At 69.1% G+C, this 14,719-nt stretch carries 14 protein-coding genes; 12 read left to right on the top strand and 2 right to left on the bottom strand.

Annotated features, from left to right (window positions below; translation table 11 throughout):
- Positions 1 to 16: 16 nt before the first annotated feature.
- Complete coding sequence (locus tag RNB18_RS34885; protein ID WP_311718090.1) at positions 17 to 880, bottom strand: PIN domain-containing protein; 864 nt, start codon at positions 878 to 880, stop codon at positions 17 to 19.
- 144 nt (positions 881 to 1,024) lie between these two features.
- Here RNB18_RS34885 and RNB18_RS34880 point away from each other — a divergent pair, with 144 nt between their 5' ends.
- Entirely contained in the window at positions 1,025 to 1,735 is a 711-nt protein-coding gene (locus RNB18_RS34880; protein WP_311718245.1) for a prepilin peptidase, read from the top strand.
- Positions 1,736 to 1,761: 26 nt separating this feature from the next.
- On the opposite strand, the gene RNB18_RS34875 is transcribed toward RNB18_RS34880, so the two are convergent.
- Positions 1,762 to 3,027, bottom strand: a complete 1,266-nt coding sequence (locus tag RNB18_RS34875) for an XRE family transcriptional regulator (protein WP_311718089.1) — start codon at positions 3,025 to 3,027, stop codon at positions 1,762 to 1,764.
- A gap of 208 nt (positions 3,028 to 3,235) precedes the next feature.
- Here RNB18_RS34875 and RNB18_RS34870 point away from each other — a divergent pair, with 208 nt between their 5' ends.
- From RNB18_RS34870 to RNB18_RS34820, 11 genes are all read left to right on the top strand, one after another.
- A complete protein-coding gene (locus RNB18_RS34870) occupies positions 3,236 to 4,159 on the top strand; it encodes an HpcH/HpaI aldolase/citrate lyase family protein (protein ID WP_311718088.1) in 924 nt (307 codons plus the stop codon).
- A gap of 37 nt (positions 4,160 to 4,196) precedes the next feature.
- Positions 4,197 to 4,685 (top strand): MaoC family dehydratase, encoded by a 489-nt coding sequence (locus RNB18_RS34865; RefSeq protein WP_311718087.1) that lies wholly within the window; start codon positions 4,197 to 4,199, stop codon positions 4,683 to 4,685.
- 20 nt (positions 4,686 to 4,705) lie between these two features.
- Entirely contained in the window at positions 4,706 to 5,884 is a 1,179-nt protein-coding gene (locus RNB18_RS34860) for a GNAT family N-acetyltransferase (RefSeq protein ID WP_311718086.1), read from the top strand.
- Between the two features lie 300 nt (positions 5,885 to 6,184).
- Entirely contained in the window at positions 6,185 to 7,096 is a 912-nt protein-coding gene (locus RNB18_RS34855; RefSeq protein ID WP_311718085.1) for an aminoglycoside phosphotransferase family protein, read from the top strand.
- 272 nt (positions 7,097 to 7,368) lie between these two features.
- On the top strand, positions 7,369 to 8,361 hold the full coding sequence (locus tag RNB18_RS34850) for an Ldh family oxidoreductase (protein ID WP_311718084.1): 993 nt from the start codon (positions 7,369 to 7,371) through the stop codon (positions 8,359 to 8,361).
- 34 nt (positions 8,362 to 8,395) lie between these two features.
- Positions 8,396 to 9,538, top strand: coding sequence for an LLM class flavin-dependent oxidoreductase (locus tag RNB18_RS34845; RefSeq protein WP_311718083.1), 1,143 nt, complete (start codon positions 8,396 to 8,398; stop codon positions 9,536 to 9,538).
- Positions 9,535 to 11,106, top strand: coding sequence for a Gfo/Idh/MocA family oxidoreductase (locus RNB18_RS34840; protein ID WP_311718082.1), 1,572 nt, complete (start codon positions 9,535 to 9,537; stop codon positions 11,104 to 11,106). The genes RNB18_RS34845 and RNB18_RS34840 overlap by 4 nt, the downstream gene beginning before the upstream one ends.
- A gap of 14 nt (positions 11,107 to 11,120) precedes the next feature.
- The gene (locus RNB18_RS34835) at positions 11,121 to 12,110 is read left to right on the top strand and encodes a phosphotransferase (protein WP_311718081.1); all 990 of its coding nucleotides are present in this window, start codon (positions 11,121 to 11,123) and stop codon (positions 12,108 to 12,110) included.
- A complete protein-coding gene (locus RNB18_RS34830; RefSeq protein WP_311718080.1) occupies positions 12,107 to 13,414 on the top strand; it encodes a phosphodiester glycosidase family protein in 1,308 nt (435 codons plus the stop codon). Before RNB18_RS34835 ends, RNB18_RS34830 begins: the two co-directional genes overlap by 4 nt.
- Positions 13,411 to 14,064, top strand: coding sequence for a PIG-L deacetylase family protein (locus RNB18_RS34825; protein WP_311718079.1), 654 nt, complete (start codon positions 13,411 to 13,413; stop codon positions 14,062 to 14,064). The genes RNB18_RS34830 and RNB18_RS34825 overlap by 4 nt, the downstream gene beginning before the upstream one ends.
- 229 nt (positions 14,065 to 14,293) lie before the next feature.
- The gene (locus tag RNB18_RS34820) at positions 14,294 to 14,713 is read left to right on the top strand and encodes a hypothetical protein (RefSeq protein WP_266518939.1); all 420 of its coding nucleotides are present in this window, start codon (positions 14,294 to 14,296) and stop codon (positions 14,711 to 14,713) included.
- The last annotated feature ends 6 nt before the right edge of the window (positions 14,714 to 14,719 follow it).

Raw genomic sequence — 14,719 nt, 5'->3', positions numbered from 1 at the left:
CGGCCCCATCCGGGGGCTATCCGTCCCCGTCGGCAGGCACTTCGAAGGTGATGGCTTGCTCGTTGGCCGCCTTCTCCGCGGCACTCAGCCGCTCGATCCTGTACTTCTCGTCCAGAACACGGGCTTTGAGTCCCCAGGACAGCGCGCGGGCCCGCATCCCGTTGTCCCCGGTGACCACCGTGACCGGGGCCGGGGCGATGGCCTGCTGCAGATAGCAGGCGCGCGCGACGATCTCGTCGTCGTTGTTCGGCAGCCGTACGTGTCCGGGCTCGTCCCGCAGGACGTCCACGTCGGTCTCCCCGTTGTTGACGACTGCTTGCCCATCCTTCTCGATCTGGGTGAGTACCCGTTCCAGGAGTGCGAAGACGGCGCGTGCCCGCTTCCGGACGCCGGTGTCGTGGGTGTCGTACGACTTCTTGTCGATCTCGTCGATCACGACGTGCGGGATCATCACGGAGGTGCCGGCGCCGTAGATCCGCTGCCACGGGATCTTGTCGAAGCGCATGTAGTGCAACAGATCGTTGGTGTCCAGCACCACCGTCCGCACACGGTGGCGGCTGAAGCTCTCCTGAATCCGGCGCAGTTCGTTGGCCAACTCCATGAAATAGGTGCGGAGTTCCTGCAGCTCGGTATGCATCAGGTTGGCGTGCCGGTCTGCACTGAACTGACGGTGCATGATCGCGTCGTAGCGGTCGCCTCGAAGGCGGCCTGCCACCGACCGGTCCGCGAACACCCCCAGCAGCTCAGTCCCGGCCTCAAGCGTCCACTCGTCGTACGTACGCCGCGCCTGTGCGAAGTTGTTCCAGCCGTCGTCGCTCAGCATGGGGCCTCTTACATGCGGCACCGCGTTCTGCACGTTGGTGAGCCCTTGCTGAGTCATACGTTCCAACAGCTTGATGGCCTCATCGCATGCCATGCCTGGCCTCAGCAGCATGTACGTGCTCCTTACGGTACGGACCGTCCGCGGCATCCGGACGGAGCTGAGCTTAGGCTGCTTGCGGTGGAGACGTTCTGGATCACCGCGATGGCCGTCCTGTGGGGTGCCGGCACGAGCCTGGGCATACCGCGCGCCGCGCACCGGCTCTCTGTGCCGCCGGAGGAGCCGTGGCGCACGGCCTGCCCGGCCGGGCACCGGCTCGACGGGATCGGGAACGGGTGGCTGGGGCGGGCCCGCTGCACCGCCGGGGATACGTTCGGGCCGAGCATGCCCATCATCACCCTGGTGATGACCGTGGTCTGCGCCGTCCTGGCAGCCACCACTGGGCCCCGCCCCGAGTTACTGGTGTGGCTGCTGCTCGCCCCGATCGCTGTGCTGCTCTCCACGGTCGACTTCGCAGTGCACCGTCTTCCCGACGTCGTGGCCATACCGCTCGCCGGGACCGCCATCGTCGGGCTCGGAGGGGCAGCACTGCTGCCCAATGCCGGCGGCAGTTGGAGGACCGCGCTGCTCGGCTCCCTCACGCTCGGCGCCTGCTACTTCGTGCTGTTCCTGATCAACCCCAGGGGCTTCGGCTTCGGCGATGTGAAACTCGCCCCCGCGCTCGGGGCCGTCCTGGGCTGGTACAGCTGGGGAACCCTTTTGATCGGCACCTTCGCTGGGTTTCTGCTCGGCGCGCTGTACGGCGTCGGTCTGATCCTCTCGCGTCGGGCCGGACGGAAGACGGCGATCCCGTTCGGCCCGTTTCTCCTGGCCGGAGCGTTCGTCGGGATCCTCTTGGGCTCCCGCACCCTGTGACCCTACGAGCCGACTTGGATCTCGGTCTAGGCGGCGGAGAGGTGGAGGAGTTCCGGTACGCCTTGCGCGCGGGCGTAGTGCGCAAAGCGGGGGAGTAGCTCGTCGACGAGGCGGGCGCAGCGGGGTACTCCGATGCGGCGGGCCAGGAGCAGGGACTGGGTTGCGGCGGCCGCTGCGGGTTCGGGTTCCTTCAGGTCGAGGTAGCTCGCGGCGCGGTAGGCGAGGAAGACGCCCTTGGTTTTGTCCCGAGCGGGCGGCAGCAGGCGTTCGCCTTCGCTGATGAGCTGGTGGGCGCGGCTGGTGTCCCCGAGGTCGAGGAGGGCTTGTCCCGAGTCGACGGCGAGATCGGCCTCGGATACCCAGGCACACCAGGCGGGCCGGTCGGTGCCGGCGTCGTTGAGGTGGTGCTCGGCGGCGGCGAGGGCGCGCAGCACGGCGCCGCGTTCACTGCGGTCGCCGCGTGCGGCGAGGGTGCGGGCCAGGCGCAACTGGAGCAGGCAGCGGGCGGCAGGATTCTCGACGCGGGTCAGGGCGTAGTTGAGGATGCTGGTCGCGGTGGTGTGATCGCGGCGCCAGGCAGCCTGGTAGGCGAGGTCCCCCAGAAGCCCGGCGCCCATGTCGCGGTCCCTTGCAGCGTGGGCGTTGTGCAGGCCCGCGACCCAGCTCTGGCTTGCGTGGGTGTGGCGGCGCAGGTCGAAGGCGTGCCAGGCGACGGTCTGGGAGAGGGAGGCGGCCAGGGTGTGCAGGCGCAGCCCGAGGGCGGGCGTGTAGCGGCCGTTTTCGAGCAGGTCGGTCACCGTGGCGAGGTGGGCCTCCAAGAGCGCGGGGGTGTGCTGTTGCTGCTCGGTGGACAGGCCGACGAGATGCTGGGTGGATTTCTCCAGGAAGGCGACGAGGTCTTCGCCGACGGGTTTGCCGTCGTGGGCCTGGGCGAGCGCGTCTGCGGGGCCGCCGGCCCATTCCGCGGCCAGGGCGGACAGGGCGGCGCCGGAGACGGTCAGGAAGGTGCGGCGTTCCATCGCTGTTCGCTGGGCCTCTCTCAGGGCGGGCACGGAGCTGTGGGGGCCGAGGGGGACCACCCCGTTGGCGGAGAGCGGCAGCCAGTTCGGCCAGTCGTCGGCACGGACGATGTCAGCGGGCCAGCCGAGTGCTTCGGCGATGTAGATCTGGGATTCCTCGTTGGGCTCGATGCCGCGGTGCCATTTGCGTACCCGCGCGTCGTCGGTGCCTGAGCGCAGACCGCGCCTGGCGGCCGCGGCACGGATGCCGCAGACAAGCTCCTCCATCGTCATGCCACACGCGAGACGTGCCACAACGAGCGGATGCCGGGGGGTCTCTTCCACGTCTCCATCCAATCACTCAGCGCACCCGGTCGATAACTGATTGGCGGATGCGGGACCCCCTCGGGACCCCCTTCAACTGGTCGACGGCGTCGAACAGTTGAGCCCATTCTCGTGGAGTCACAGCAGATGGGGTGACAGAAGAGTCCCAGGAGGCGGCGTGCAGTGCTCCCAATCTCTCCCCGGCAACATCTCCAGTACTCCCGGCCAACGCCGCAGCACGTGGCTGGTCACTCCGGCATCGGCACCTGGCCGGTTCGAAGCGGCGGCTGCGTCGGGCTCGGACGTCGCCCTGCTGGACCTGGAGGACTCTGTTCCGGCTGACGGCAAGAACGCGGCACGCGCAGCGGTGATCGGCTGTCTGTCCCAGAGCGGGGGGAGCGTGGGCTCCGGCGACACGGTGCTGGGCGTGCGGCTCAACGCTCCGGCAACGGTGCATGGTCTGAGGGACCTCGTGGCGATAGCCGAGTCCGGTGCGCGGCCCGCCGTGCTGGTCGTGCCCAAGGTCGAATCTGCGCGGGACGTGGAAATCGTTGCGAAGATCATCGATGCCGGCGACGGGCAGCGCCGCGTGTGGGCGCTGATCGAGACGCCGCTGGGCATCCAGCGGCTGAACGCCATCCTGCAGACCCCGGTCCTGGCGGGGGTGTTGTTCGGGGCCGCCGACTACGCGGCCGCCGCCCAGTGCCGCCTCAACAGCCGGGCCCTGTGGCACCCACGCTCAGTTTTGGCCGCCGGAGCGGCCGCCGCAGGCCTGCCCGCGATCGATTCTCCCTACTTCGACCTGCTGGATGCCGATGGGCTCAAGCGCGAGGCCGACGAAGCCGCGGAACTCGGATACCTCGGCAAGGTGGCTATCCACCCGCGGCAACTCCCCGTCATCGAGGAGTCGTTCCGGCCGACTGCCCAGGAACTCGCCACGGCGCGAGCCGTGGTGGCCGCCGCTGATGCCGCCGACGGAGAGATCACCACCGTTGACGGCCACATGGTGGGGCCGCCGCTCATCGCCGCGGCCCGCGCTCTGACCGCCCGAGCGGGTGCCATCACCGCATCCACCACGCTAATGGAGGCACGCAGTGAGTAGGGTCCCGCAGGGCTTTCGCCGCATCAGTGAGGACCGGATGCGTGAATCGGTCGGTCTGGGTCTTGAGGATTTCGTCGGCATCGTAGGCACGGTGATCGAACACCGGCCGGCCCGGACCGTGACGGAGACGGAACACGTCCAGATCCTGGCGCTCACCGGAAACGAGGCACCGGTCCACTCGGACGTCGAGTTCTGCAAGCAGACCGGCCGTGACCAGGTGCTGGTCTGCGGAATCCTCACCATGAACATCATCCTGGGCCTCACCGTCCGCACCACCAGCGCCTTGACCAGCGCGAACCTCGCTCTGGACGACGTGCGCTTCGAGCAGCCCGTGTACGTCGGTGACACCCTGCGTGCGCAGAGCGAGGTCCTGACCGCCAGCCGCTCCAAGAGCCGGCCCGGGGACGGGATCGTCTCGTGCCGGATCGGGGGCTACAACCAGCACGGCCAGCGAGTCTTCAGCTGCACCCGTACCTTCCTCGTCCCCGCCGACGCGAGCGTCGTGCGCGAGGTGACCGACTACTAGAAGCGAGAGGAAGGCACGGCATGCCCACCCCCGCGCTGAGCATTGTGGAAGCCGACGACGAGCTGTGGCGGACGTACGACACCCTGGCCCGCCGCGCGTACGGCCACCAAGTGGAGGACATCCAGCGCCTGGGCGCGCACGCCGACCGCCGGGTCGCCGTCCGCGACGGGAAGGTCATCGCCGGCGGCCTGGGTCTTGCGATCCCGCAGTTCTTCGGCGGCCGGCCGGTGCCCGGCGCCAGCATGGCCTGCGGATGCGTGGCCCCGGAGGAACGCGGGTCTCACCTCGCGGCCGCACTGATCGCCGAGAGGCTGAGGCCCCTGCGGAAGCAGGGCGCCGTTGTGGCCACGCTGTGGACCGCCTCCAGCGGCTACGTCCGCCGTCTTGGGTGGGAGGCGCCGACGCAGGTGTTCTCCTGGACCGTCCCCGCCGATGAGCTGCGGCACAGCTTCCGCGAGTCCGATTTCCAGATCACTCACGCGGCAACTTGGCAGTACCGCCCGCTGTGCAATGACCTCGCCGCACGGTGGAACGGACCCTGGCAGCGCCCGGACTGGTGGGCGACCTGGCAGGAACGGCAGCACCCCGAGATGGCCACGTACGCCTTCAGCCTGCCCGGCCAGGAGCCGGGCGGCGTCCTGTCCGTGGCCGGCGAACGCCACCCGAGCCAAGGACAGCGCCTGGTGGTCTACGACTTCTGGGCCGCGGACCAGGCGGTGGCCGCCGCCATGCTCTCCTTCCTCGGCCGGCACAACAGCCGCCTCTCCACCATCGCCTTCGAGCGGACCAGTCTGCCACCCGCACCCCTGCTGATGCACCACCTGCGCCGTACCGGCTCCCTCACTGCACGGGCCTGGCACTCGTGGATGCTGCGGATCCTGGACCTGCGGAAGGCGATACAACTGCGCGGCTGGCCCGACGAGGTGGATCTCACCCTCCCGATCGAAGTCGTCGCCGAGGACAGCAGGGCCACGGACCGGTTCCTCCTCCGCATCTCGGGCGGGGAGGGCGACCTGGAGCCCACGACGCGCGAGGGGCAACTCACCCTGACCCAGGGACAGATCGCAGCCTGGTACGCCGGCGGATACCGCAGTGCGGCTGCCGCCCAACTGGCGGGAGTGAGCGGAGCTCCACGGGCGCTCGCCCAGCTGCTGCAGGCGACCACGGACCGCGAACCGTGGCTGGCGGACTACTTCTGACCCCTTTTTTTCGCCCCATCGCATCGCCCGCGGACAACAGATTCCGTTCCGGCCGTGAGCACCGAAGCGTTAAGAGATCAGACCACCGAGAGGAGACCGGCATTGTCCACCACCACCCAGCCGAGACCAGAGCGTGCACCGGCGGCGCCTGCTCGGGAACCTGGCACACCGGGCATGCGGGCGCTGTCACGTTCCCTGCGCCGCCCGCTTTCCGGTGAGTACAGTCAAGGCGTCGCCGCGGCCATCACGCAGCCCCTGCGGGCTCCCGCTGTTCCCACGCGATTCGGAGAAGAACCCTTCATGACCCAGAACGCTCCCATCCCATCTGACCTGCGGCGATGGGTATCCAGTCACCTGCCCGGTGCGGAGCAGGTCACGGATGTGTCCTGGCCCCGGGGCAGCTCCAGGGTCTGGCGGTTCGGTTCGGGCGCGGACGCCGTCTTCGTGAAGCAGAGTCCGACCGCGAGGGACTACGAGCGGGAGATCGGCGGCTACGCGTATGCGGCGCGTGCACTGGCCGCTCACGAGGCGCCCCGCCTCCTTGCCTCGGACCGCGACCTCCAAGCGATCATGACGTCTCGGCAGCCGGGCGGCGTCGTGCGCGGCCTGCCCCTGGACGTGGGGGAGGAGCGGCGCGTGCATGAACTCGCCGGCCACCTGCTCCGGCGCTGGCACGATCACTCCGAGCCCGCCTCGGAGCAGGACCGCGAGAACATCCGCGCATCCATGGCAAACCAGGCCGAGGAAGCCGCCGCCTGTCTGGAGAGCACCGCCGGGCACCTCGACAAACAGCAGCAAGCCTTGGTGCAGTGCGTGGCCCGGGAACTGCCGCAGCTGGCCGGGGCTGTTCCTGCCGTGTACCGGCACGGTGACTACTCCACCCGCAACTGGATGTGGCACCCGGAACACGGCCACGGAGTGATCGACTTCGAGATGGCCGCCCCCGGCATCGCCGTCGAGGAGTTCGTGTGGCTGTGCGGCGCGGTCTGGGTGGTGCGCCCCGACCTCAAAGCCGCCTACTTCTCCGGCTACGGCCGTCCCCTGTCCGAGGACGAGGAGCGAGTTCTGCGCCTGCTGACCACGCGGCTCGGCGTCTCCTACCTGGACTCCGGCCTCACCAAGGAGCAGCCGCACCTCGTCGAGCGCGGCCACCTCATCCTCACGCGCATGACTCACGAGTACCGGTCGCGGTCCAAGCCGGCCATGCCATAACCGGGCTGCAGCCGCTGAGCGGTGGCCCGGCCCCACCCGGTGATCTACGCGTCGACACCACCCGCGAGACGCGTCCCGTCGGCGTACCCGCCGGCCTCCCGCGCAGCCCGAGCGCATCACTCTTCTCCACGACAGGAGAGCAGCATGCCCATGCACCGCAGCATCGTCCACGCTCTGACCACGAACCCGTGTCAGTGGCGGCCGCCCCTGACGCGCACAGCCCTCACGGACACGGAGGCTGCCCTCGTTGCCCAGAGCCCGGAGGGTGGCCGGTGAGGGCGACCATCGGATCCCTGCGGGACCTCATGGGCGACGCCTGCCAGGCAGCATCCGTTCCCAAGGACAAGGCCGCGTTCGTCGTCGAGCACTACCTTGCCGGCGAGCTGCGGGGCAGGACATCGCACGGCATCGCCAAATTCTGCTTCGAGTCCCGGTTCTTCCCGCAGCGCGAAGGGTCCCCGCAGATCGTCCGGGACCAGGGAGCTCTGGCGGTCATCGACGCCCGCCGCGAGATCGGACCGATCAGCGCGGCCTACGCCGTCGACGTCGCGGTGGGCAAGGCGGCAGACCTCGGCGCCGGCATCATCGGCATGATCAACACGCAGCGGTACGGCATCCTCGCGCAGTGGAGCGAGCGGATCGCCGAACACGGCTATCTCGGCATCGTGATGAACACCTCCCGGGCCGAGGCGACAGTCCATCGCGGGCGTACCCCCGTCCTCGGGGTCAACCCGCTCTCCTTCGCCATCCCCACGCTCGACGAGCCGATCGTCGCGGACATGTCCACCACCCTGGCGCCCATGGGAGTCCTGTGGGAGGCCCGGCGCACCGGCGGCCCGCTCCCACCCGGCTGCTTCGTGGACGAACACGGGAACCCGACCGACGATCCCCACGCCGCGACCTCGGCGGTGGTGTTCGGCGAGCACCGCGGGTTGGCCCTCTCCCTGCTCCTGCAGATCCTCACCGGATCGCTCTTCGCCTTCCCCATGGGCGCCGCGGTGAAGTCCACCTGGAGCACCGGCTACACGTTCCTCGCCCTGGACCCGTCCTTCGGCGGGCAGGTCACGGGGTTTCCCGAGCACAACACCCAGTTCGCCGATGCGATCAGGAGCGCGGTGACGCGGGACGGCGCCCCCATGCGCCTGCCCGGACAGGCCAGCAAAGAGCGCGCGGACCATGCTCTGGCCACCGGCACGGTCGAGCTGGACGACGCCGTGTTCCGCCGCCTGCAGGCGCGTGCTGCTGGCGACTTCGCTTCCGACTGACTGCCACAACGACACCTCCCGGACGGAGTACGGCATGCAGATTCACTGGTTCCTTCCCACCGCAGCCGACGGCCGGTCCCTGACCGTGGGCACCCGGGGCACGCACGGCCCACAAGCCGAAGCCGCCGCATCACTCACCCCCACCGCGGACCAGTTCCGGGCGCCGACCATCCGCTACCTGACACAAATCGCGCAGGCCGCCGAGGAGGCCGGTTTCGACGCCGTGCTCACCCCGACCGGCACCTGGTGCGAGGACGCCTGGCTGACCTGCGCCGCACTCGCGCGGGAGACCGACCGACTGAAGTTCCTGGTCGCCTTCCGGCCGGGCCTCATCTCCCCGACCCTGGCCGCACAGCAGGCCAGCACCTTCCAGCGGCTGTCCGGCGGCCGCCTGCTCCTCAACGTGGTGACCGGCGGCGAACGCGACGAGCAGGCCCGCTTCGGCGACCACCTGGCCAAAGCCGACCGCTACGCCCGCACCGACGATTTCCTCACCGTGCTGCGCGGTTCCTGGAGCGGCGAGCCGTTCGACTTCCACAGCGAGCACTACGACGTCCGCGGCGCGACCGTCCTGGCCCCGCCCGATCCGCTGCCCCCGCTGTACTTCGGCGGATCCTCCCCGGAGGCGGGCCCGGTCGCGGCCCGACACGCGGACACCTACCTCACCTGGGGTGAGCCGCCCGAGCAGGTCGCGCAGAAACTCGCGTGGATACGCGCACTCGCCCAACAGCACGGCAGGAACATGCGGTTCGGGATCCGCTTCCACGTCGTGGCCCGGGACACAGCCGCAGAAGCCTGGGCGGCGGCCGAGCGCCTCATCCAGGGCATCGAACCGGCCCACGTCCGCCGGGTCCAGCGTGTCCTGACGGCCAGCGAATCGACTGGCCAGGCCCGGATGAGCGCGCTGCACGAACGCTTCCGTGACGGCTGGAACCCCTCCGACCTGGAGATCTACCCCAACGTCTGGGCCGGGGTGGGGCTACTGCGTGGCGGCGCCGGCACCGCCCTGGTCGGCAGCCACACGGAGGTCGCCGACCGCATCGCCGAATATGCGGCGCTCGGCATCGAGGAGTTCATTCTGTCCGGATTCCCGCACCTGGAGGAGGCGTACATGGTCGGCGAGGGCGTCCTGCCCGAGCTGCGCCGACGCGGCCTGACAGGACCGAAGGACCGGTGACCCCCATCCGCCGGCACGCATCCCGCACCGGCCACGCGCGAGAGGACGACATGAAGAACTTCCTGGTGGTGGGCGTCGGTCCCCACGCCCGCCGCACCCACCTGCCGGCGCTGGCAGCCGGACAGGCGTCCGGCCTCGTCGGCACCATGTGCGGCGTCGACCTCCTGGGGGCCACCGACGTGCTGGTTCCCTACGACGCCGACGACGGGCCCCGGTCGCTGCCGGTCACACTGATCGAGCCGTTCGACTCCCGTCTCCAGGCACTGCCCGACAGGGTCCGCCACGCCCTGGACACGGTGGTGGAGCGCCGCTCCATTCACGCCGTCGTGGTATCCACCGAGCCCGCCTACCACATGGTCTACACGCGGTGGGCGCTGGAACGCGGGCTGAGCGTGCTGCTGGACAAGCCGCTGAGCGTGCACGCCGACGCCTCGACCGACCCGAGGCAGGCGGGCGCCATCCTCACCGACTTCGACGACATCATGGAGTGCTACCGTCAGACCCGGCACACATTCCCGCAGCTCATGGTCACGGTGCAGAGCCAGCGCCGCTACCACCCGGCGTTCTGGCGGATACGGGAGTGCATCGCTGAGGTCGCGGCCGAGACCAGCTGCCCGGTGACCTCCATCCAGTCCTTCCACAGCGACGGCCAGTGGCGGATGCCGGACGAGATGATCGACCTCTCCTACCACGGCTTCGACCGGGGGTACGGCAAGGCCGCCCACAGCGGCTTCCACTTCTTCGACATCGTGCCGTGGCTTCTGGCCGCCGGCGAGACGAGCGGCAAAGAACTCGACGCCGTCGCAGTCCATGCCCACATCACCCGGCCAGGCGACCTCCTGGCCCAGATGGGAGTCCGCGACTACGAACGGCTCTTCCCTGCCTTCGCGGCACGCAATCCGTACACCGAGCCCGAACTACGATCGGCGACACGGCTGTTCGGGGAAGTCGACGCCTTCATATCCATGGCCTACCAGAGCCGCGGGCGCACCATGACTCTGGGCAGCATCAACCTGGTGCACAACGGGTTCTCACAGCGCGGGAGCCTGACTCCGGCCCACGCCAGCCTCTACAAAGGCAACGGACGGGTACGGCACGAGACCCACATCATCGAGCAGGGCCCCTTCCAGGCCATCCATCTGCACTCCCTGCAGACCCTCAACGACGGCACGCCCAGCGCGGATCCGCACGCGCCGGGCAACGAACGCCATGTCGAAGTGCACGTCTTCCGCAACCGCACGTTCCGGCCCGACTGGGTCAAGTACGCCGGATTCGACTTCGGCACGCTGGCCGCGACCTCCGAGTCCGAAGTCGCGCTGCCGACACAGGAGTCCTCCCGGCGGCGCGCGACGTGGGAGTTCCTTGAGTACCTGGACGGCCGGCGCACCCGCGAGGGGATGTCCTCCGAGCTCACAGGCCATCGCAGGGGAGCAACGCTGATGGCAGGCGCCTATCTGTCGATGGCTCAGCAATGGACCGGCGCCTCCCCCGTGGCCACGCTGGACTTCCGCGCCGCACCGGAGCCCGCGTCGGCACCGGCCCAAGGACAGGTGGAGGCGGTGCTGTGAGCCTCCGCGTGCCGATGCCCAGCCTGCCTGCCCTCCTGGGTCCTGCCCTGCCCGACGTTCTCAGCGCCTGCAGACGGCATACCGGGCTGATCACCAAGACCGAACGCGTCCACGGCGGCAACGTCAGCCACGTCTTCCGGGTCCACGGCAGGCACACCACCGTGATCCTCAAGATCCGCGGCGACCACTACGCCCGCATGCCCACCCTGCCGACCGACCCGAGCCTCATCGACGACGAACGCCGGGCCCTAGAGGCCTACGGGCGGATCGAGCCGGCCCTCTTCCCTCAGGTCCTCGGCTACCACGCCGAGACCCACACCATGATCCTCACCGATGTCTTCCCCGACGGCCGCAACTACGACGAGCACCTCGCCGAACGTCCGGCCACCGCCGAAGAGATGACCCGCCTGGGCAGGGCAGTGCGCCGCATCCACCACGCCACCCAGCACACCGACACCGAATTCCGGACCCACAGCAACCGCTACTTCCAGGAACGCTCGTTCCTCTTCTGCCTGCGCGCCACCGGCCATCACCTGCTCACGCAGACGTGCGAGGAACTCGCCGCCCGCCCCCACCAGTTGGTCCTCGGCGACCTCGCCCCCAAGAACGTAAGCCTCGCAGGCGATGGCGTGGCCATCTGCGATCTCGACAACGTCCACCGCGGCTGGCCGCCGTACGACATCGCCTACTTCCTGGCCCACCTGCTGATCCATCACCTCGGCCAGAGCAAGCACCTGCGGACACTCGTGCCCGCCCTGCTTACCGCCTACGTCGATGCCCCGCCACCGCAACACCTGACCCCCACGGAGGCACTGCTCATGGCCAAGGTCGCGGCCGGGGTGATCCTGTACCGGCTGGACGAAACCGTGCCCTACCCCCTGCCAGGGCAGACCGTCCTGACCGGCCCGTTCCGCGAACGGGTCCTGGGACTCCTGGACAGCGGCGCGTTCACCGTGCAGGACCTGGTGCGGGCCGCAGAAGCCCCCCAGAGGGCAGCGTCATGAACGCGCTCGTGTCCGAACTCCCCAGTGACGAAGACCAGCAGGCCGTGACTGTCCTGCGCGCCCTTGGCTATCGCGTTGAGGACATCCAGTCCCTTGCCAGGAACCAGCGGGCTTTCGCCATTCCCGTCCCGGAACGCCAGATCACGATTGCCCCCGGCATCCGCTTCCACGCCACGGCCGTGGAACTGGGGGAGGGCTGCTTCACCAACGCCTTCACACTCCGTCTTGACCTGGAACAGGCCCAGGTCCAGGCCGTCACCCGCCCGAACGGACTCCACCTGCGTGACCTGCTCGCCGCGGACGCCGCGGTCGCAGCCGTCAGCGGCTCGTTCTCCTTCATCTCCGACGACCTCTCCTACCAGCCGGCCGAACCCAATCTCGACTTCTGCTGCCGTACCGGCCAGGTGACAAGCCTGCCCACAGCCTCCAAGCCCGCCTTCCTCACCCACCACGGCCAAGCCGTGATCGGCATCCTGAAAGCCTCCGGGAAGCTGCGCATCCAAGAACGCCCCTACCGGTGGGTCGGCTCAAAAGAACAGAGCCAGCCACCGCACGAGCCCGACGTTCTCACCGTCTTCGGCGCCGCGAACTGCCGCGTCCGCTACACCGACGATCCACGCACCGGTTTCCGACGCGATGTGGACTCGGCCACCAACATCACGCCACCAGATCCCACGGCTGTCGACTTCGTCGTGTCCTGGACACCGGAGCGCGGCCACCGGGTGACCGGAGTCCACCTGGGCGGAGGCGCCGACCTGTTCGCCGAGAACTTCGTGCTGCGCGCCGCGCGGACGCAAGCCGAACACGGCCGGCTGCAATCGCGCGTCGAGATCACGCAGGTCGACGGGCTGGACGTGCACTCCCTCGGCGGCGGCCTCTCGCTCGGGCCCAGCGTCGCCGACGCCGCGGCCGGCCCCTGCCCGGGATACGATCAGTGCCTGGGCACTGACCCGTTCCGCGACACGCGCCACGCACGGACCCTGATCGGCCTGCGCGGACGGGAGCTGTGGTTCCACGTACTCGACGGCGCCCCGCTGTCGGACAACTTCCGCGGCGTCACCCCCGCGGAGACCGCCGAGCTCTGCGCGCGCGAGGGACTCGATCCCCGACACGTCTACCACCTGGACGGCGGGGCTTCTTCGAAACTCGCCTTCATCAGCGCAGGCACGACCGAAGTGGCCGGCAGCATGCACTACCTCCGATGGCCCCGCAGTGCAGGCCAGCTCTTCCGCTGGCAGGGCCTGGACGGCCGGGTCCTGCGCAGCGCCTTCGCCGTCAGCCGCCGCCCGGGAGGAACGAGGTGACGACCGTCCTCGTCGTGGGAGCCCATCCCGACGACCCTGAGATCGCCATGGCCATGCGCATGCGCTGGTACGCCATCAACGGTGCCCGGGTCCGGGTGCACTGCCTGACCGCCGGGGTCGCGGGCCCGAACGGCACGTCGCCGCGACGGGAGGAGGCCCTGGCTGCCGGCGCCATCCTGGGCGTGGACGAGTACACCTTCTCCGACATCCCCGACACCCGGTTCGTCGAACACCGCGGGGAGACCAACACCGAGTTGTTCAGCGTCTTCCGCGAGGCACGCCCAGACATCGTCTACACCCATTTCCCCGACGACCAGCACCTCGACCACAACATCACCGCGCAGGAGGTGACCACGGTCGCCCTGCGCGAAGCCAACAATCTCACCTACTTCCGTTCCCCCTACAGCCGCAACTTCGAACCCACCAACGTCTTCGTGGGGACCCACGAGCTCCTGGACTCAAAGGAAGCCGCCCTGAAGTGCTTCGCCTCCCAGCGGCAACTTGACATGCAGGTCTTCCGGAAACTGGCCGAGGTGGGATACCGCCAACACGTACATCACCGGGTGGTCGAGCGGTTCCCACCCGGTTGGACCTGCGCCGAGCTCTTCCGAACCGCGAGACAGATTGAGTTCGCCCGCCCAGCGCACTGAATAGAGGCCCACAACCGAGCCAGCCAGTGGCCTTAGCTCATCGCCGACGTACGCCCCCACTAGCGTCGATCTGTTCGCTGCCATCCGAGGGGACTCGCGGAGCGAGGGGCTGTTGATCAGGGCTCTGGCCCGCAGTTACGACGTTCACCGCCGGACTGTGCGTGAGGACAGGTCAAGATAAGTGGGCCTCACCCTTGAAGGCTCGACAGGCCCGCGGCAGCCTCAACCCATGAGCCGCCGTATCCGCGCCGGGCAGCCGACGTACGACGAAGTTCTCGCAGCGGCCTTCGATTTCCTCCATGCCGAGGGCTTCGTCGGGCCGGAAGCGACCCAACTTGGCCACATCTACCGCCGTCCCGGCCTCCACATCCAAATCTGGCTCCACCTCGGACGCGAGTCGGAGGTCTCCACGCTCGTCGAGCGCTTCACCGGAGACGGCACCCGAGAAGCGGCATGGCTGGAATGTCTATATATCGCAGCTGGATGTGGCCCCGCCCAGGACGTACCCGGCTCGGTGCAGTCGGGACGGGCAATGTTCAAGCGGCTCCGGCAGCAAGCCGCTGGGCTCGAACGCCTTCTGCCCGCGATCGCCGGACCGGAAGCGTCAGCCCTTTTCGCCCGCTGCCCCACGACCAGACACTCTCCCTGAGCTTGG

The organism is Streptomyces doebereineriae, from assembly GCF_031845645.1.
GTDB lineage: Bacteria > Actinomycetota > Actinomycetes > Streptomycetales > Streptomycetaceae > Streptomyces > Streptomyces canus.
This window is presented reverse-complemented; position numbering and strand designations above follow the sequence as displayed.

Bases quoted from the DNA above. Each gene is read 5' to 3' on its own strand.
- RNB18_RS34830 (WP_311718080.1), top strand. From the start codon at position 12,107: ATGAACGCGCTCGTGTCCGAACTCCCCAGTGACGAAGACCAGCAGGCC.
- RNB18_RS34880 (WP_311718245.1), top strand. From the start codon at position 1,025: ATGGCCGTCCTGTGGGGTGCCGGCACGAGCCTGGGCATACCGCGCGCC.
- RNB18_RS34845 (WP_311718083.1), top strand. From the start codon at position 8,396: ATGCAGATTCACTGGTTCCTTCCCACCGCAGCCGACGGCCGGTCCCTG.
- RNB18_RS34855 (WP_311718085.1), top strand. From the start codon at position 6,185: ATGACCCAGAACGCTCCCATCCCATCTGACCTGCGGCGATGGGTATCC.
- RNB18_RS34820 (WP_266518939.1), top strand. From the start codon at position 14,294: ATGAGCCGCCGTATCCGCGCCGGGCAGCCGACGTACGACGAAGTTCTC.
- RNB18_RS34860 (WP_311718086.1), top strand. From the start codon at position 4,706: ATGCCCACCCCCGCGCTGAGCATTGTGGAAGCCGACGACGAGCTGTGG.
- RNB18_RS34865 (WP_311718087.1), top strand. From the start codon at position 4,197: ATGCGTGAATCGGTCGGTCTGGGTCTTGAGGATTTCGTCGGCATCGTA.
- RNB18_RS34875 (WP_311718089.1), bottom strand. From the start codon at position 3,027: ATGACGATGGAGGAGCTTGTCTGCGGCATCCGTGCCGCGGCCGCCAGG.
- RNB18_RS34835 (WP_311718081.1), top strand. From the start codon at position 11,121: ATGCCCAGCCTGCCTGCCCTCCTGGGTCCTGCCCTGCCCGACGTTCTC.
- RNB18_RS34885 (WP_311718090.1), bottom strand. From the start codon at position 880: ATGACTCAGCAAGGGCTCACCAACGTGCAGAACGCGGTGCCGCATGTA.